The sequence below is a fragment of the Flavobacterium sp. 38 genome (genome assembly GCF_057799715.1).
The window spans coordinates 40,325-57,087 of the sequence record NZ_JBYNWZ010000006.1 but is presented as its reverse complement, the minus strand read 5'-3'; the positions used below and the strand labels follow the sequence as shown (position 1 = coordinate 57,087).

Sequence of the window (16,763 nt, the reverse complement as noted above, 5' to 3'; positions counted from 1 at the left end):
ATCAAGCTTAGACCTCTGCACCTTTGCAACTCTGTCTCTTTGAACCTTAAAAAAAAGTGACAGGTTCTAAATTCTTTTCTTCTTCTGGAGTAAAAATTCTGTACTCAATTTGAAATGTTTTCTTTAAAGGTGTTTCTAATGAAAAACCGCCTACTCCAAAGGCATCAATTACCGTTAAGGTAAAATGGGCGTGTTTCCAGTATTCAAATAAATCTTTGTCTACCCAAAATTCGGTGTCTTCGACAACGCCTATGCAAACGTCGCCAGTGCGTTGGTAATAACCTCCTTTTTCAAAACATTGCGGTTGCGTACCTTCGCAGCATCCTCCTGCTTGGTAAAACATCAGATCACCGTGTTTTTCTTTGAGAATTTTAATCAATTCTATTGCTTTTTCTGCAGCGTCAATTCGTTTTATCATAACTTTTAAAATTAAAAAAAGCAGTAAATATCAATTAAGAATTTACTGCTTCGAAACATAACCAACTATTTAAGACTGTGCTATGTCGAGCACAATCCTTCCTTCTATTTCACCTTTTTTCATTTTATCGAAAACAGTATTGACATCTTCTAATTTTGAAGTGGTTACTGTGGCTTTGACTTTTCCATCAACTGCAAATTCGATTGCTTCTTTCATGTCTTTTCTGGTTCCAACAATAGAACCTCTTATGGTAATTCTATTTAAAACAGTATCAAAAATAGACAAATCAAAATTACCTGGAGGAAGTCCGTTTAATGCCATTGTACCTTTTCTTCTCAATGTTTCAAGCCCTTGTTTGAAAGCTATTGGAGAAACTGCGGTAACCAATGCCCCATGCATTCCACCGACTTCTTTCTTTAAGAATTCTCCAGGATTTTGATTCTTTGCATTAACCACCAAATCGGCACCTAATTTTTTTGCCAAATCCAATTTATCATCTCCAATATCAATTGCTGCAACATTCATTCCCATAGCTTTTGCATATTGCACAGCAACGTGCCCTAAACCACCGATTCCAGAAATTGCGACCCATTCTCCAGGTTTCACTTCCGTTTCTTTCAATCCTTTGTAAACCGTAACTCCAGCGCATAAAATAGGAGCCATTTCAATAAAATTGACATTAGAAGGCAAAATTCCAACATATCTGGCATCTGCAATTACATATTCTGCAAATCCGCCGTCTACGCTGTAACCGCCATTCTGCTGGCTTTCGCATAAAGTTTCCCAACCCGTAATGCAATGATCACAGCCACCGCAAGCGCTATAAAGCCAAGGCACGCCGACAGCATCTCCTTCTTTTACGTTTTTCACATCCTGCCCAACTGCGACAACATAGCCAACAGCTTCGTGTCCCGGAATTAAAGGCATTTTAGGTTTAACCGGCCAATCGCCTTCTACAGCATGTAAATCGGTATGACACACTCCGCTTGCAATTACTTTTACAAGAATTTCGTTTCTGCCTGGACGTTTTACTTCGACCTCTTCAATTTTCAAAAGAGATCCGAATTCTCGAACGACCGCAGCTTTCATTGTTTTTGGAAGCATAATTCTATAGTTTTAAGAGAATAGAAAACCTATCGAATTTTCCATTCTCAAGTTTATATTCTTTAAAAGAATCCTAATTTCTTTTTGTCATAAGAAATCAGCATATTTTTGGTTTGGCGGTATTGGCTCAACATCATTTTATGGTTTTCACGGCCAATTCCAGATTGTTTGTAACCGCCAAACGGAGCACCAGCAGGATAAGAATGATATTGATTAATCCAAACACGGCCAGACTGAATTGCTCTCGGAACCTGATAAATTTCGTGCGCGTCTCTTGTCCAAACCCCCGCTCCTAGTCCGTACATGGTATCGTTGGCAATTTCGATTGCTTCCTCAGTAGTTTTGAAAGTAGTAACCGCCAATACAGGTCCGAAAATCTCTTCCTGAAAGATTCTCATTTTGTTATGCCCTTTAAACAAAGTCGGTTTGATATAATAACCTTCAGCTAAATCTCCTCCGAGTTTATTTTCATCACCTCCTGTTAGCAACTCTGCGCCTTCTTCTTTTCCTAATTTGATGTAAGACATAATTTTTTCTTTCTGAACAATCGAAGTTTGCGCACCAATCATAGTCGATTTATCCAGCGGATTTCCAGCTACAATAGCTTCTGTTCTTTCGATTACTTTTTTGATAAACTTGTCGTAAATGTCTTCGTGAATTAATAATCTGGAAGGACAAGTACAGATTTCACCTTGATTTAAAGCAAATAAAACCGCACCTTCCACCGCTTTATCAAAGAAATCATCATCATGATCTGCTACAGAAGGGAAGAAAATATTTGGAGATTTACCTCCTAATTCTAAAGTTACCGGAATAATGTTTTCTGTTGCGTACTGCATTACCAAACGTCCTGTAGTGGTAGAACCCGTAAATGCCGCTTTTGATACTTTTTTATTGGTTACTAACGGACGGCCTAATTCGGCACCAAAACCGTTTACAATATTTAAAACTCCCGGAGGAAGAATATCTCCTATTACTTCCATTAAAACCATAATAGAAACTGGCGTGCTTTCCGCTGGTTTTAAAACGATTGTATTTCCTGCTGCAAGAGCTGGAGCGATTTTCCAAACTGCCATTAAAATCGGGAAATTCCACGGAATAATTTGCGCTACAACACCTAATGGTTCGCTTAAAGCGATAGAAACGGTTTGAGAATCCAGTTCAGCAATCGAACTTTCTTCTGCACGAATTACACCTGCAAAATATCTAAAATGGTCAATTGCCAGCGGAATATCTGCAGCTAGCGTTTCACGAATTGGTTTTCCGTTGTCTACCGTTTCGACTGCCGCGATATATTCTAGATTGTCTTCAATTCTTTGTGCAATCTTATTTAATAAAATACTTCTTTCGGTTGCAGAAGTTTTTCCCCAAGTCTTAAACGCTTCATAGGCTTTATCTACAGCCAATTCTAAATCTGCTTTTCCAGAATGCGCTGCTTTTGTAAATACTTTTCCGTCTATTGGAGAAAGCACGTCAAAGTATTCTCCTGAAATTGGTGGAGTAAATTTTCCGCCAATATAATTATCATACTTTGCCTTAAATTCAGGTCTTTTTACTGAGGTACTCATAATATTCTTTTTTTGATTTACTCCAAATTTAGTTTCATAAAAAGAAACAGAATAGCACTTTTCATTCATCTTGTAGCACAAAAATTACACAATCCGTTTTTTTAGTCATTTACACTATTCATTCGCTAAAATTTTGACCTATAAATTAGTAAAAGCTTAAAGCATAGCATTTTCTATTCAATAAAAAACAAAGAGAAAAAACCACATAATTTTTTCTTACTCCAAAGCGCAATCCTTATATTTGTAACCTTATTCAAGAATTAAATAGCTACAATGAAAATATCTTACAACTGGTTAAAACAATTTATTAAAACAGATTGGACATCTGAACAGACTTCTGAATTACTAACAGATTTAGGTTTAGAAGTAGAAGTTGTCGAAAAATACGAATCAATTAAAGGAGGTTTAGCAGGAGTTGTTGTTGGACATGTTCTGACTTGCGAAAAGCATCCTGATGCTGATAGATTGAAAGTTACTACAGTTGATGTCGGTTTAGAAGCTCCAGTTCAAATTGTGTGCGGTGCTGCAAACGTTGCTGCGGGACAAAAAGTGCCAGTTGCTACAATTGGAACCGTTTTATACGATAAAGAAGGTGCTGAATTTACCATTAAAAAAGGAAAAATCCGCGGACAGGAAAGTCACGGAATGATCTGTGCTGAAGATGAATTAGGTTTAGGAACAAGCCATGACGGAATTATGGTTCTGGCAGAAGATTTGGTTCCTGGAACTCCTGCATCTGAAGTTTTCCAAATTGCAAATGATGAAGTTTTCGAAATCGGATTGACGCCAAACCGTGCCGATGCGATGAGCCATTTTGGAACTGCTCGTGATTTAAGAGCGGGAATGTTACAGCGCGGTGTAAACGTAGAATTGATTACGCCTTCTGTAAGCAATTTTAGAGTTGATATGCGTACGCTTAAAATTGACGTAAATGTTGAAGATACTCATTTGGCTCCAAGATATTGCGGTGTAACTATTTCTGGAATTTCGGTTCACGAATCTCCAAGCTGGCTGCAAGACCGTTTAAAAGCTATTGGATTAACTCCAAAAAATAACATTGTTGACGTTACTAATTATGTTTTACACGAATTAGGACAGCCTTTACACGCTTTTGATGCTGCGAAAATCAACGGAAAAGTGATTGTAAAAACAGTTGAAGAAGGGACAAAATTTGTTACGCTAGACGACGTAGAAAGAACCTTAAGCAAAGAAGATTTAATGATTTGCGACGAAAAAGGTCCGCTTTGTATTGCGGGAGTTTTTGGAGGAAAAAAATCTGGCGTTTCTGACGGAACTACTTCTATCTTCTTAGAAAGTGCTTATTTTGATCCGGTTAGCATTCGTAAAACAGCTAAAAGACACCAATTAAGTACAGATGCTTCTTTTAGATTTGAAAGAGGAATTGATCCAACGATTACAGAATACGCTTTAAAACGTGCAGCACTTTTAATTCAAGAAGTTGCAGGCGGAAAAATCACTTCTGATGTTGTGGAAGTATACCCTAAAAAAGTAGAAGATTTTTCTGTTTTATTGAATTTCAGCCATGTATCTAAAATTATTGGGCAGGAAATTTCGAAAGACACGATTAAGAAAATCTTAGTTTCACTAGACATTAAAGTAAACAGCGTTTCTGATTCTGGTTTAGGTTTAACTATTCCTGCTTATCGTGTAGACGTTCAGCGTGAAATTGACGTAATCGAAGAAATCTTGAGAGTTTACGGTTATAATAACATCAATTTCTCTAAGAAATTTAATGCTACAGTAGCCAATTCGCCAAGAACAGAAGATTACAAAGTACAGAATGTAATTGCATCTCAATTGAATTCGCAAGGTTTTCACGAAATGATGGCAAATTCACTGACAACGGCAGCTTACGCGAAATTATCTACTTCGTTAAAAGAAGAACATAACGTTTCGATGCTGAACCCTTTGAGCAGTGATTTAGCAACACTTCGCCAGTCTTTATTGTTTTCTGGTTTAGAAGCGGTTTCATACAATATCAACAGAAGAAATTCGGATTTAAAGTTATTTGAATTCGGAAAAACCTATCATAAATATCTTAACGGATACGAAGAGCACAAACACCTTTCTCTTTTAATTTCTGGAAACAGAAACAAAGAAAGCTGGACAAACCCACAAAAAACAACAGATTTTTTCTTGTTGAAAGGATATGTAAAAGCGATTCTATCTCGTTTAGGAATTGAAAAGATTTCGAATGCCCCAGTTCAGTCAGATATTTATTCTGAAGGAACTGCGATTACTTACAACAATGATATTTTGGTTGAAATGGGTGTAATTAAAAAACCTATTTTGAAGCATTTCGGCATCAAACAAGACGTTTATTACGCTGATTTTAATTGGGATTTGGTTTTAAAAATCATCACAGGAAAAATTAAGTATACTGAAATCCCTAAATATCCTGAAGTTCGTAGAGATTTAGCTTTATTAATTGACGAAAAAACGACTTACGAAAGCATTTTCAACTTGGCAAAACAAACAGAGAAAGCACTTTTAAAAGACGTTAATCTTTTTGATGTTTACCAAGGAAATAAATTACCAGAAGGCAAAAAATCATACGCTTTGAGTTTTACTATTCAAGACAATACTAAAACTTTAACCGACGCTCAGATCGATAAAATCATGTCTAAATTACAGCAGACTTTCGAAACCGAACTTGGAGCAACATTGAGATAGATTTTTTTGTTTCATGTTTTGAAAACGTTGCGTTTATTTTTTACCGCAAAGGACGCTAAGAATTTTACACATTGTGTTTCGTTTATAAATTAAAAAGTTCGCAAAGCTATATCTACAAAGCTTTGCGAACTTTTCTTTTTTAATAAAACCACAAAAAACTTAGCGACTTAGCGACTTTGCGCGATTAAAAATTACTTTGCACAAAGCTTTGCGAACTTTGCGTAAATCTTATAGCGCACCTTGCGGTTAAGAAACTTTACGACTTTGCGCGATTAAAAATTACTTTACACAAAACTTTGCGAACTTTGCGTAAACCTAGCGCACCTTGCGGTTAAGAAACTTGCGCCTTTGCGCGGTTAAAAACAAACTATCTAGCATACTTAGCATAAGCACGCGCCAACTTCTCATCATATTTATTGGTTTTATACGCTGGTCCATTATATTTCAAAGCAAAAGAAGCCCAGTTTTTACTTCTCAGCAATCCAATCAAATTGTTCTTTTCTAGAAACATTCCGAACGCTTTGAGATGCTCGCCTTCATTCAGATTCATTTTTTCTACATATTCGTCAATGCTTTTATAACCGATAGAAATCGCATTAAAGCCCATAATTTGAAAAAGTCCCCAAGAAGCCGAACTATTTGCCGCATCAGCTATTCTTTTGTCCTGACCTAGATTACGTGCTTTTTCTAAACGCGCATATTCGGCTGTTCCGCCAACGTAATGTTTTTTAGTATAATTTTCGAACAAAACATCTTGCGTATTTGCATTCGCGTAAGCTCTAGGATCTATGTTTCTTTTCTCCAATTCGCGCCAGAAAATATGTCCTTCAAACAAAATCTTCGGGCGGCCATCAATCAAAAAACCTTTTCCGTTGCTTTCCACTTCATTCACCGCCTTTACAACTGCGAGTTCTAAATTAAACTGATTCGAAAAATCAATTAAATCCTGTTCTGATAATAATTTAGTGTTGGTCGAAAAACCATTCTTATTTTTTTCTAAAAGTGCCGACCACGTTTTAAGTCCCACTACCCCATCAACCACAAGATTATTCTTTAGCTGAAAATCTTTGATTGCTTTATCGGTTTCACTTCCAAAATAATCGGAAACGACAACGCCGTAATTTAATTTGGACAAAAGCTCGTTTAAATAATAAACTTCTGGAGATTTTGTGCCTGCTTTTATGGTTCTCATTATTTTTTATTTATGGTGATAATTGATGCTTTAGAGAAATCAAAAACATCATTTTTAGAACCTGTTAGATTGTCATTTTTATCAAAATAATTGACTTTGTATGAAATCAAAGTATTATTGTTCGCCGTATTTTTTACAATAAAATTGAACAATATGGGGGTCGAGAATTCTGATTTTAAGCGTTCGATGGCAAACTTACTTCCTGTTTCCTGAACAGTTAATTCCAAAGTAATTCTGCTGGTTGCCGCCGCCTGACTTTTAACCTGAACTTGAATGTATCTATTATAAGCTGTTGATTGCGAAACTACCTGACTAAATTCGGAAGTGATATTTTCAATGTTTTCAAAATCAAAAAATACATTTTTAATTTCGCCTAAAGCGGTTGGATTGATTGACGAAAAATCTAAAAACTTTATATCGTTGCTGATTAACTGCGGATAATTTTTAAAGAAAATACTATTCAAATACGTTGCATTCTGATTGTAAAGCAGTAGAATTGAATTGAGCTTGCAATTTGAAATCGACTGATTATTTACTTGGATTTTCTTTGCCGTATTATCAATCAAACTATCTACTATTTCTCCAATTGTCTGTTCTAAGTTTAGTTCTACAACGCTGGTATCTTTTATTTCTTTGTACTTAAAATTGATGTTGGCGTATTGCGAAATGGTGTTATTGAGAGCGTTAATCAAGATGCTGGCTTCAGAAAGGTTTTCGGTTGAAATTTTAAATATAAAATGTTTGCCATCAGTAGTAATTTGTGCTTGCTGAAGAAAATGATTGCCGTTTACTTCATACTCGGCGCCCAAATCATTAGGAAACAAGAATTGTACTTTATCAAAATAATCTGCCGGATCTCCGTCTATAAAATTGTTTTGCAAAAGCGCAATTTTCAATTTAGCTAGATCAAAACTGGAAAGATTCGGACCAATAACAAATTCGAAAGTAATCTGCGAAATCTCTTCAGATGTTCCTGTATCTTCTTCGTGTGCATGAAAAATAGTAGTCACACAGGGTTTCATCGTATTTAAATCTTTTGAAAGGCTATACGTTTTTGAAATCAGCAAGAAAGTATTGGGCTGAACCATTGACTTATAAATCGACAGTTTACTAAAATTATATCCTGAAACGAAAATCTGTTTAAACTCCGAAAAATCTTCATTTAGATTAAAAGGATTATTCGCAAATGGTCCATCATCATTTTGATACAGCTTTGGATCATTGCCAGGCAAACGAGGATAATTTACCGTTTTATTGATTTTGAGTAAAAAAGTGCTTTTTACATATTCTTCCTGAACTTCAGCCTGTATATTATTGTCTCTCCTAATTTCTGAAATAGCTATTTTGGGCGCAACAGTTCCTGCCGTTGTCGTTTTCACCATCAGCGGACTACTTATAAGCGTTGCTTTTGGCTGTAAAGTTGTTCTAGCGGTTAGATCCTTTTTTGTTGTAATCTGACTTCTTAAAATAGCCACATCTCTTGCGTACAAAAAATTGCGCTTTACTTTAGAATAGCCTTTAAAATCAAAAAACAAATCGACATTGCACATCAAATCGCTTATTTTGGAAACTAAATTGGAATAGGCAATTTTCACCGCTTCATCGATCAAATCAAACTGAATTTCCTGAGTGGCGGTATTTATGATTCCGTTTATTTTAACAGTATCATTTTTCACTTTTAAGTTTAAAACTGCTTCTCTCAAGTTTAGAACAATATTTTTCTGATTGGCCTGCAACGGTTTGTTCTTGATGCTGTATTTCAAAGTTACCCTTCCCATAAGTCCGTCCTCCTTTGCAGATTTTCCAGGTACTTCTTCATAATAAAACAGTGCTCCATTATTGGGTTCTATTTCTACTTGAGGAAAAAAAAGAATAATTTCATTCTTAAAATAATCCTTAAAGGAATCGTTCTCTGTAATCGCTTTATCTCCTTCAATTAGAGGGAAATAATTTTCAAAAATGGGAAGAATTAAAATGGGCTGAATCTCTATAGAATGAATTACAGGATGTTCGATTACCTTAAACTCCGTTTCTTTTACCACTGCTCTTGCAGTAAATACGGTGCTCGGTTTGGCAGGCTCGAGATTGAATCTATTTACGGGAACCAACTTGGTTCCGTCGAGCTTAAATGTATTTAAATCTGGCATAATCTTTAGGTTTAATGAATGGTGAGTTAAGAAACAAAAGGGACTTTACGTCCCTTTTGCAAAATGTCTCAAAAAAATTATTCCATAAATGGAGCTCTGATTTTCTCGATATCGGCATTTTGAGCTGCTGTTCCTGTTGGAATTTCAAACAACACATCGCCTTCCTGATAATCAAGTTTGATGTAATCTGTTGAAACAGAAACTTTTTTCGATTTCTTGCCAATTTTACCGTTGCAAGTATATTTTACTTTGTATTCTGTCGGTTTAACCGTATAATCTGCTTCATACCAAGCTCTATACGGAATGGCATCTTCAAAATTATCTACTGTAAACTTGTACTTTTTAGAAGACATTTTATCTGCTTTCAAAGTCACTTCAAGCGTATCGCAATCATACAATTCTTCTGTAGATAAAGTATAATTGATCATGTTCTGAATTGGAAGCGGCACAAATATCTTAGTTCCTTCAAATTCATACTCTCTTACAGTATCTTTTAGTTTGACTCTCTTGTCTTTCTCATACATTACTTCTTGTTTCACTTTAATTTTAGAAGAACCGTTGTTTTTCACAAAATCAAATACAAAAGCATTTTTTTCTTTCGATTTATCGTTCCAAGTAGCAGGGAAAATAGCATCGATTTCTTTGCCCGATTTGCTCGTATTTTTTACATACGGAGTTCCTTCTGGCGCAATCATTCTGCCTGAGCTTTTCCAGATCATTTTGCCTTTAGAATCTGGATACCCTACTTCAATAGAAACTTGGCTCACCGGATTATCATTCACAATATCACTGTCTTTGTCCAGTTTAATTAAACCTCCGTTTAAAGAAGCAATTACCTGCACTTTTGAGAAGTCTTCGTCTAATTGGATTTCAGTAATGTATTTTTTCAATTCAGTTTTGGCTTCAGGACCAGATTTTAAAGTCAGCGGAGTTAGATTTCCGCTTATTTTTGAATCTAAAACTTCGATTGCAGAGAATTTGATTTCGTCTGTGAATTTTACTTCTCTAGTTTGGCTTCCGTGTTTCAAACTTACGCCCACGCTTCCCCAACCAAAAAGAATTCTAAAAAATCCTCCCGGTTTTTCTGGTGTTGTTGCTGGTGTAAATTGTTTTTCTGGTGCATCAAAAATCTGTTTTTGAACCATTTGAAAAGCAAAATCTCTCTGTTTGGTAAAAAGCGCTTCTTCTACTTTTTTTCTTTCTTCATTAGAAAACTGATTATCTGTAATGATTTCGCTTACAATACCGCCCTGAGTTAGGATTTTCTCGTATTCGCTTTCCCAGTTTACATCTACAAATGACCAGCTTGCATTCGCTTTAGCAGAAAAATAAGTATGTACTTTTTTAACATCAATCGTCGTTTTGATGGTTGTAGTCGGCATGTAGCCTTTGTATTTGATGTTGTTTTCAACTACCAAATTATTAGCACCAGATTCTAACGCATTTTTCACCAAAGAAGCACTGTTGCGCCCCATAAGCACAGAAAGTGCATTATCTCCTAATCCGAAAGTAGTTCCAGCGCCTTCTCCCTGAATATTAAATGTCCACGGATTGGCTCCTCCAAAAGGATTATTTGGCGATTTTTCGCCTACAATATGCATCGTAATCGTATTTTCTGTCAGCTGAATTGGTCTAACATTGGTTTCATTAAAATCGCGATCGACACCTTTTAGATAAGAAAACAGTCCAAAAAGTTTAGATTGTCTCTGATTATTATAACTGGTGTGCAATTTTGTTTTCAGCTTGTCAATCGCTTTTTTTAATAATGCTTCTGGCAGATCAATAGTACTAGTTAAAGTAGTGTATGCTCCTGCTTCTTCTTCTAATCCTTCGGCACCGATTACGGTTGAAGAATCTCCTTCTGATTTGAAAACCTGCATCGCAAATTTAAATCTTCCATCTGGGTGCTTGGCTAGACGTGGTGCTTTTGGATAATAATAAAACTGCATTGGCAGACCAGCATCTCTTAATAATATGTTATTAGGATCTGGTGAAAAAAGTACTGCATAATCTGCTCCATCTTCTTTTTCTAAAAGAATTTCTACTGTTCCGGCTCCTGCGTGAGGATAACCTAGAGGTGTTGGTTGTGACATAATTTAAAAAATTTAATTAATTATTAATAGGTTACATTTTTGATTGCCCGTTTTTACCTTAAAACTGACGATGTAAAATTCTATCTTTACAAATAATTATGTAACAGCACTTTAACCCAAATTTTTAAATATTTTCACCTAAACAAAAAAGGGTATATTTCCCCTTGTCGGAATTTCTTGTTTCAGATAATTTTGCCTTGTTCAACAACTCAAAAAGCTGTTAACTAAAACTTTAACCAATTAATATCAAATAACTATGAAAAATCCACCCGCAAAACCGAGTCAGTTAATCACAAAAGAGTTTGCACGACAATTAAATGTGAATTACAATAATAAAAGAGCTTCTCTTTCTGCAAAAAGAGAGCAAAAAGAAGATGCCAATGCAATCTGGTATTCTCTTGAAGAGTTAGAAAATTATATTCATTACATAAAAACAAATGGCGCAAAAGAGGGTTATAATGTAGACGGAATCCGTTTTTACTTTGGAGTTTATCCAGATGATGAAAAACACGGAGAAAAAGCCGGACTGACCACTTTATTCCTTGTTCCGACTGGTAAAAAAGCAAAAGACAGCAGCCAAATTCAAGGTTTTGCGATGATGCAAGAAGCTTCTGTTGACATACAAAGCCTTGAACCAATGAATTACGGAAACATCGGAAGACCGCCAAGCTTATTATACTAAAAAAATTATGTTCGAATTTTTAAGATCTTATATTATCTATATGGCTTTATTGTCAGGAACGATTGGTTTGTTTGCACTGCCAAAACTTCCTGGTAATAAAGCCAAATTTTTAGTACTTTTAATCTGGTTTTCTGTAGTGATTGAAGTTGTAGGCTATTATTTTACCTTTTGGACAGGTTTGCTCAACTTTCATGTGTACAATTTCTATATGCTTACCAGCTTCTCTGCCTATATTTTACTTCTAAGAGCCCTGCTTACCAAAAAAGATCATAGAATTTCGGCTGTTCTTTTTCTAATACTGTTTATTGTGTCGTTTTTCTTAAATATTTTATATTTCAAAGAAGACATGAACCGTTCTTTTACCTATAGTTTTGCAATTGGTGTATTATTAATTTTAATATTATCCTGCCTGTATCTGATTGAGATTTTTAATTCGGAAAAAATACTGAATTTTAAGAAATCGGTTTTTTTCTGGTATATTCTCGGCATCCTCGTTTTTCATGTTCCTTTTACACCTTTTATGCTGGCTCTCAATTGGTTTTTAATCAAGCAAGACGAATCTATTTTTAGTTTGGTCGTGTTCATTTTAAATTTTCTGGCACATAGCTGTTTTATAATCGGATTTTTATGGAGCGAAAAGAGATACAATTATTAGTTATTTCGTTAGGTATTGTTTTCTTTACCCTAATAGTCATTCTGCTTGTTATCTTCTTTTATTTTTTAAAGAAGAGAAATAAATTCTTAGTAGAAAAAATGGAAGCTGATTTGTATTTCCAGTCCGAATTGGTTAAAACAAGAATTGAAATAAAAGACCAGACTTTATCTGAAATCAGTAAAGAATTGCATGACAATATAGGACAGATTATTTCGGTTGCCATAATGCAGCTTAATATCGGAATCAGCAATAAAAACATCCAAATAGAAGAACTTAAAGATTTGAAAGCTGTTTTGGCAAAATCTTTAGACGAACTGCGCATTCTCTCACGCATTATAAACAAGGACAATCTTCTGCATAATAATTTTATCGAAGCCATTCAGCAGGATTTGGAAAGAATTAAAAAGCTTAAAAAAATTAAATTCAATTTTAAACAAATTGGAACTGTCCCTGCAATAAACGAAGAACACGAACTTATTATTTACAGAATTTTTCAAGAAGCGCTCCATAACAGTTTAAAACATTCTAGAAGCGATTTGTTTGATGTTCATATTGAAACTACCGATTCTTTTTTCATATTAAATTTAAAAGATTTCGGAATTGGCTATGACATTAAAAAGTCAAATTCAGGAATCGGATTGAATAATATGAAATTAAGAGCTAAGCTTATTGGTGCTCAGTTAATCTTAAATTCTGACACCTCTGGAACCAGTGTAACCATCAAATACCCATTAACCCAAGGCTATGAAAACTAACTCTAAACGAAAAATAATAATTGTAGATGATCATTTGCTTTTTTCGCAATCTCTCGAACTGCTGATTAAAAGTTTTGGCGATTATGAAGTGATAAACCGCTTTGAAAATGGAAAAGTCTTCATCGACTATATCGAACAAAACAACGAGGCTGAAATCGATCTTATTCTGCTTGATGTTAATATGCCTGTACTCGACGGATTAAGTACAATGAAATGGCTTAAAGACAATCGGCCAGATTTGAAAGTAATTGCTTTATCGGTAAACGACGATGAAGAAATTATCATAAAAATGATCACAAATGGCGCAAAAGGTTATCTGCTGAAAGATACTTCTCCAGAAATCTTTAAAGAAGCAATTGAATGCGTCATCGAAAAGGGTTTTTATTTTACAGAACTTGTTTCTGGAATGCTAATTAATAAAGTTGGTGGCGATAACAAAAAGATTTCTCTAAAAGAAAAAGAAATTGTTTTTATCAAACATGCCTGCACCGAAATGACTTATAAAGAAATTGCATCAGAAATGTGTTTAAGTCCCAAAACCATTGATGGCTATAGAGAATCACTTTTTGACAAACTTGAAATAAAAACCCGAATCGGACTTGTGCTTTATGCGATTAAGCATAAAATTGTTTTTGTTTAATCTAGTACGTTAACGCTGCAAAAACAGGATATTCCTTAATTTTCTCTCTTCCGTTAAGAAAAGTCAGTTCCATTAAGAAATTACATTGTACAATTTCGCCACCCAGTTTTTCGACCAATTCGCAAACTGCTTTTGCCGTTCCGCCAGTAGCCAAGACATCATCGTGAATTAACACGCGATCGCCTTTTTTGATAGCATCTGTGTGCATTTCTAAACTATCAGAGCCATATTCCAATTCGTAAGAAGCAGAAACCGTATCAAACGGAAGCTTCTTTGGTTTTCTCACAGGCACAAATCCAGCATTTAATTCCTGAGCTAGTAACATTCCGAAGAAAAAACCTCGAGATTCAGCTCCAACCACTTTATCAATTTTTTGTCCATTTAAAGAATCCAGCAAAATTTTTAGGCAATTGGTACGCGCTTCTGGGTTACCAAGCAAAGGTGTGATATCTTTAAATAAAATTCCTTCTTTTGGAAATCCCTGAATATCACGTATATACTTTTCAATCTTCATTTTTTTTTAATTTTCTGTTATTTTTTCCTTGTTTATCTCACATTTATGTCTATCTTTGCACCCGCAATAAGCAATCAACAAAGCTACAAAAAAAATAGCTAATTGATAATAAAAAAGGCCTCGTGGCGCAACTGAATAGCGCATCTGATTACGGCTCAGAAGGTTACTGGTTTGAATCCAGTCGAGGTCACAAAAGCCAAATGGCGCCAATTGAAGACAATTGGCGCCATTTTTTTATTCTTCCCAAAAACAAATGAGTTTGACTCGTTTTTGCATTATTTTCTTTTTCTAAAATCATATCAATGCAGAGAAACAAACTGCAAAAAAACATAAATTTACCTGAAAAATAATAGATTCACATTCTAGCTCTCGATAACTTAACAGGATTCGAACACAAAAATAAAGTTCAAATTAAGTTTAAAATTCTCTAACCAAATAATTTGTGCAAGTGGCACTTGCACAATTGGAAAATTCGGATAATCTCTAAAAAAAATTCCATATAGTTAACATTTTTGAAAAGAAAATCCCCATTGTCATGGAAATTAGTACTTAAATCTACACTAAAAGTAGTCTAAAGGAATATACCAATGAAATTGGAATATTGCCATGCTAAAGTATTCTATTAGCAGATATTTTTACCGTATCACTTATAGTTCGGTAATTTGGAGATATTCTTTGAACATGTTCAATAATCTCGTCATACTCCTGCTGCGTCCCCGAGCCCGTCACTTCAAATTGAAAATTCAATTCTTCAAAACCAACTGATACATCAGGATCTAACTCCAGCATACCGCGCAAATTTAGATCGCCAACTATTTTAAGTTCGACTTTTCCAGCTTGATACCCTTGCTTGTGGCAAGTATAACAAAACCAACCATCATACATCCAGCCATCCCTCCAAGTAGGTAATCCTGAGGAGTAGGATTTTGATTGTTTCCCAAAAGCTCTTCCGGTTCGCCAATGGTATAAGAGAAATTTTTAGCAATCTCCTTCGAACCAACTTTTTGATTCAAAGTTTTGATTTCCGTTTCTACACCGCCCTTCCAGGAAGCGATAATTCCATACGAAGAAATTGCTTCAAGAGGTTTCTCGGTAATAACATTGGTGTATTCTTCCAATGCCTTTAAATTAATATTATTTAGCATACTGTTTTTTTCTAGTTTCTTCCTGCCATTACACCTCCATCAACATCCCACACTGCACCAGTAACCCAGCTGCTTTCATCTGAAAGTAAGAATGCAATCGTTTTTGCAATATCCTGAGGTGTTCCTACCCTGCCTATTGGGTGAAATGAATTAAATCCCTGAAGCGTTTCTTCGATTTTATCTTTATCGATAAACGAACCGTAAATAGGCGTTACCACAACTGCGGGAGAAACGGCATTTACCCTGATATTATAGTCTGCCAATTCCATTGCCAGATGCTGTGTCAAACTGTGCAGTCCTGCTTTTGCCATTGAATAAGCAGATGAAGGTGTTGCTTTAACAGCCTGTTTTCCCCACATTGATCCAATATTAACTATAGAACCGCCTCCGTTAGCTTTCATAACTTCTGCAGCCGCCTGCGTAATAAAAAAGAAAGCTTTATTAAATGCATGATAAATTTCGTAATCCTCCTCTGTATGCTCTAAAAATGTCTTCGGTTTAAAATAACCTGCAGCATTTACAAGATATTTTAAGTTTGGAAATTCAACTGCTACTTTTTTACTAAATGATTTTACATCCTGGTCGTTTGATAGATCTAAAGCGTAAATCTGAACTTTACCTTTTTTTGACAACTCTTTCTCTGTATCAGCTAAATTTTCACCTTGTCTTGCAACAACTGCTACTTCATGTCCCTGTTCTAAAAGTATTTCTGCGACAGCTCTACCCATTCCTGTTGATCCGCCAATAATTAATGCTTGTTTCATAATGTTTTTTTTAAGCGAACATTTATAATGTCCTGTGAAAAGATTTTTTTTAAAAATTTTAAAATTATGCGACTGTGTAAATTCTAACCTCCGGATTCTCCTTTAAAAAAGGTTTTAAAGCAGTAACTACATCATTGTTGAATAATTCCGTAGATAGATATGCCTTAGCATCTTGCTCAGAATCAAAGCCATGCAAAACCTGCACATCTTCGTCTCTAATTAAAAGCTCTTTAGATACTGCACCTTTAATATCGTTAAGAAATGGTGCTTTATATTTAGTGTAAACACCTGCAGCATTTTCTCTATCAGCATTATCAATTTTTAAACTGATTTGTAAATAAGATTTTGTCATTGTTATTTGTTTTAAAATTATAATGCAAATTTCAACACAA

16 protein-coding genes and 1 tRNA gene are annotated in these 16,763 nt (G+C 35.0%); 6 read left to right on the top strand and 11 right to left on the bottom strand.

From position 1 onward, the window contains the following. Positions 1-46: 46 nt before the first annotated feature. The 3 genes from AC3E9W_RS15675 to AC3E9W_RS15665 form a co-directional block, all read right to left on the bottom strand. A complete protein-coding gene (locus tag AC3E9W_RS15675; protein WP_488769070.1) occupies positions 47-418 on the bottom strand; it encodes a DUF779 domain-containing protein in 372 nt (123 codons plus the stop codon). 69 nt (positions 419-487) lie between these two features. Continuing rightward, a complete protein-coding gene (adhP, locus tag AC3E9W_RS15670; RefSeq protein WP_456892996.1) occupies positions 488-1,522 on the bottom strand; it encodes an alcohol dehydrogenase AdhP in 1,035 nt (344 codons plus the stop codon). Positions 1,523-1,584: 62 nt separating this feature from the next. Further along, positions 1,585-3,090, bottom strand: coding sequence for an aldehyde dehydrogenase family protein (locus tag AC3E9W_RS15665; protein ID WP_488769069.1), 1,506 nt, complete (start codon positions 3,088-3,090; stop codon positions 1,585-1,587). 273 nt (positions 3,091-3,363) lie between these two features. On the opposite strand from AC3E9W_RS15665, the gene pheT reads away from it, so the two are divergent. Beyond that, positions 3,364-5,784 (top strand): phenylalanine--tRNA ligase subunit beta, encoded by a 2,421-nt coding sequence (gene pheT / locus AC3E9W_RS15660; RefSeq protein ID WP_306155290.1) that lies wholly within the window; start codon positions 3,364-3,366, stop codon positions 5,782-5,784. 367 nt (positions 5,785-6,151) lie between these two features. On the opposite strand, the gene AC3E9W_RS15655 is transcribed toward pheT, so the two are convergent. The 3 genes from AC3E9W_RS15655 to AC3E9W_RS15645 form a co-directional block, all read right to left on the bottom strand. Beyond that, positions 6,152-6,976: an N-acetylmuramidase domain-containing protein gene (locus tag AC3E9W_RS15655; protein WP_488769068.1), complete on the bottom strand. Its 825-nt coding sequence runs from the start codon at positions 6,974-6,976 to the stop codon at positions 6,152-6,154. Then, complete coding sequence (locus AC3E9W_RS15650; RefSeq protein ID WP_488769067.1) at positions 6,976-9,123, bottom strand: hypothetical protein; 2,148 nt, start codon at positions 9,121-9,123, stop codon at positions 6,976-6,978. Before AC3E9W_RS15650 ends, AC3E9W_RS15655 begins: the two co-directional genes overlap by 1 nt. 77 nt (positions 9,124-9,200) lie before the next feature. Next, on the bottom strand, positions 9,201-11,216 hold the full coding sequence (locus tag AC3E9W_RS15645; protein WP_488769066.1) for a hypothetical protein: 2,016 nt from the start codon (positions 11,214-11,216) through the stop codon (positions 9,201-9,203). 256 nt (positions 11,217-11,472) lie between these two features. Between AC3E9W_RS15645 and AC3E9W_RS15640 the strand changes: the two genes are divergently transcribed. Genes AC3E9W_RS15640 through AC3E9W_RS15625 form a run of 4 tightly spaced genes read left to right on the top strand, consistent with a single transcriptional unit; the run spans position 11,473 to position 13,948 of the window. Beyond that, on the top strand, positions 11,473-11,898 hold the full coding sequence (locus AC3E9W_RS15640; protein ID WP_306155296.1) for a hypothetical protein: 426 nt from the start codon (positions 11,473-11,475) through the stop codon (positions 11,896-11,898). Positions 11,899-11,905: 7 nt separating this feature from the next. Next, complete coding sequence (locus tag AC3E9W_RS15635; protein WP_488769065.1) at positions 11,906-12,553, top strand: hypothetical protein; 648 nt, start codon at positions 11,906-11,908, stop codon at positions 12,551-12,553. Continuing rightward, positions 12,526-13,308: a sensor histidine kinase gene (locus AC3E9W_RS15630; RefSeq protein WP_488769064.1), complete on the top strand. Its 783-nt coding sequence runs from the start codon at positions 12,526-12,528 to the stop codon at positions 13,306-13,308. Before AC3E9W_RS15635 ends, AC3E9W_RS15630 begins: the two co-directional genes overlap by 28 nt. Further along, complete coding sequence (locus AC3E9W_RS15625) at positions 13,298-13,948, top strand: response regulator transcription factor (protein WP_306155300.1); 651 nt, start codon at positions 13,298-13,300, stop codon at positions 13,946-13,948. Before AC3E9W_RS15630 ends, AC3E9W_RS15625 begins: the two co-directional genes overlap by 11 nt. 1 nt (position 13,949) lies before the next feature. Here AC3E9W_RS15625 and AC3E9W_RS15620 read toward each other — a convergent pair whose 3' ends face one another. Further along, positions 13,950-14,462, bottom strand: a complete 513-nt coding sequence (locus AC3E9W_RS15620; protein ID WP_488769063.1) for an adenine phosphoribosyltransferase — start codon at positions 14,460-14,462, stop codon at positions 13,950-13,952. 116 nt (positions 14,463-14,578) lie between these two features. Between AC3E9W_RS15620 and AC3E9W_RS15615 the strand changes: the two genes are divergently transcribed. Next, positions 14,579-14,652 (top strand) — tRNA-Arg (locus AC3E9W_RS15615). A gap of 419 nt (positions 14,653-15,071) precedes the next feature. On the opposite strand, the gene AC3E9W_RS15610 is transcribed toward AC3E9W_RS15615, so the two are convergent. From AC3E9W_RS15610 to AC3E9W_RS15595, 4 genes are all read right to left on the bottom strand, one after another. Next, positions 15,072-15,251, bottom strand: coding sequence for a hypothetical protein (locus tag AC3E9W_RS15610; RefSeq protein WP_488769062.1), 180 nt, complete (start codon positions 15,249-15,251; stop codon positions 15,072-15,074). 23 nt (positions 15,252-15,274) lie between these two features. Continuing rightward, positions 15,275-15,607 carry an OsmC family protein gene (locus tag AC3E9W_RS15605; protein ID WP_488769061.1) on the bottom strand — a complete coding sequence of 111 codons (333 nt, stop codon included), beginning with the start codon at positions 15,605-15,607 and terminating at the stop codon, positions 15,275-15,277. 11 nt (positions 15,608-15,618) lie between these two features. After that, positions 15,619-16,371: an SDR family NAD(P)-dependent oxidoreductase gene (locus tag AC3E9W_RS15600; RefSeq protein WP_488769060.1), complete on the bottom strand. Its 753-nt coding sequence runs from the start codon at positions 16,369-16,371 to the stop codon at positions 15,619-15,621. A gap of 64 nt (positions 16,372-16,435) precedes the next feature. Then, complete coding sequence (locus AC3E9W_RS15595) at positions 16,436-16,723, bottom strand: hypothetical protein (protein WP_488769059.1); 288 nt, start codon at positions 16,721-16,723, stop codon at positions 16,436-16,438. Positions 16,724-16,763 lie beyond the last annotated feature (40 nt).

Coding starts and splice junctions, on each gene's coding strand:
- AC3E9W_RS15675 (WP_488769070.1), bottom strand. CDS start 418: ATGATAAAACGAATTGACGCTGCAGAAAAAGCAATAGAATTGATTAAA.
- adhP (WP_456892996.1), bottom strand. CDS start 1,522: ATGCTTCCAAAAACAATGAAAGCTGCGGTCGTTCGAGAATTCGGATCT.
- AC3E9W_RS15665 (WP_488769069.1), bottom strand. CDS start 3,090: ATGAGTACCTCAGTAAAAAGACCTGAATTTAAGGCAAAGTATGATAAT.
- pheT (WP_306155290.1), top strand. CDS start 3,364: ATGAAAATATCTTACAACTGGTTAAAACAATTTATTAAAACAGATTGG.
- AC3E9W_RS15655 (WP_488769068.1), bottom strand. CDS start 6,976: ATGAGAACCATAAAAGCAGGCACAAAATCTCCAGAAGTTTATTATTTA.
- AC3E9W_RS15650 (WP_488769067.1), bottom strand. CDS start 9,123: ATGCCAGATTTAAATACATTTAAGCTCGACGGAACCAAGTTGGTTCCC.
- AC3E9W_RS15645 (WP_488769066.1), bottom strand. CDS start 11,216: ATGTCACAACCAACACCTCTAGGTTATCCTCACGCAGGAGCCGGAACA.
- AC3E9W_RS15640 (WP_306155296.1), top strand. CDS start 11,473: ATGAAAAATCCACCCGCAAAACCGAGTCAGTTAATCACAAAAGAGTTT.
- AC3E9W_RS15635 (WP_488769065.1), top strand. CDS start 11,906: ATGTTCGAATTTTTAAGATCTTATATTATCTATATGGCTTTATTGTCA.
- AC3E9W_RS15630 (WP_488769064.1), top strand. CDS start 12,526: ATGGAGCGAAAAGAGATACAATTATTAGTTATTTCGTTAGGTATTGTT.
- AC3E9W_RS15625 (WP_306155300.1), top strand. CDS start 13,298: ATGAAAACTAACTCTAAACGAAAAATAATAATTGTAGATGATCATTTG.
- AC3E9W_RS15620 (WP_488769063.1), bottom strand. CDS start 14,462: ATGAAGATTGAAAAGTATATACGTGATATTCAGGGATTTCCAAAAGAA.
- AC3E9W_RS15610 (WP_488769062.1), bottom strand. CDS start 15,251: ATGCTGGAGTTAGATCCTGATGTATCAGTTGGTTTTGAAGAATTGAAT.
- AC3E9W_RS15605 (WP_488769061.1), bottom strand. CDS start 15,607: ATGCTAAATAATATTAATTTAAAGGCATTGGAAGAATACACCAATGTT.
- AC3E9W_RS15600 (WP_488769060.1), bottom strand. CDS start 16,371: ATGAAACAAGCATTAATTATTGGCGGATCAACAGGAATGGGTAGAGCT.
- AC3E9W_RS15595 (WP_488769059.1), bottom strand. CDS start 16,723: ATGACAAAATCTTATTTACAAATCAGTTTAAAAATTGATAATGCTGAT.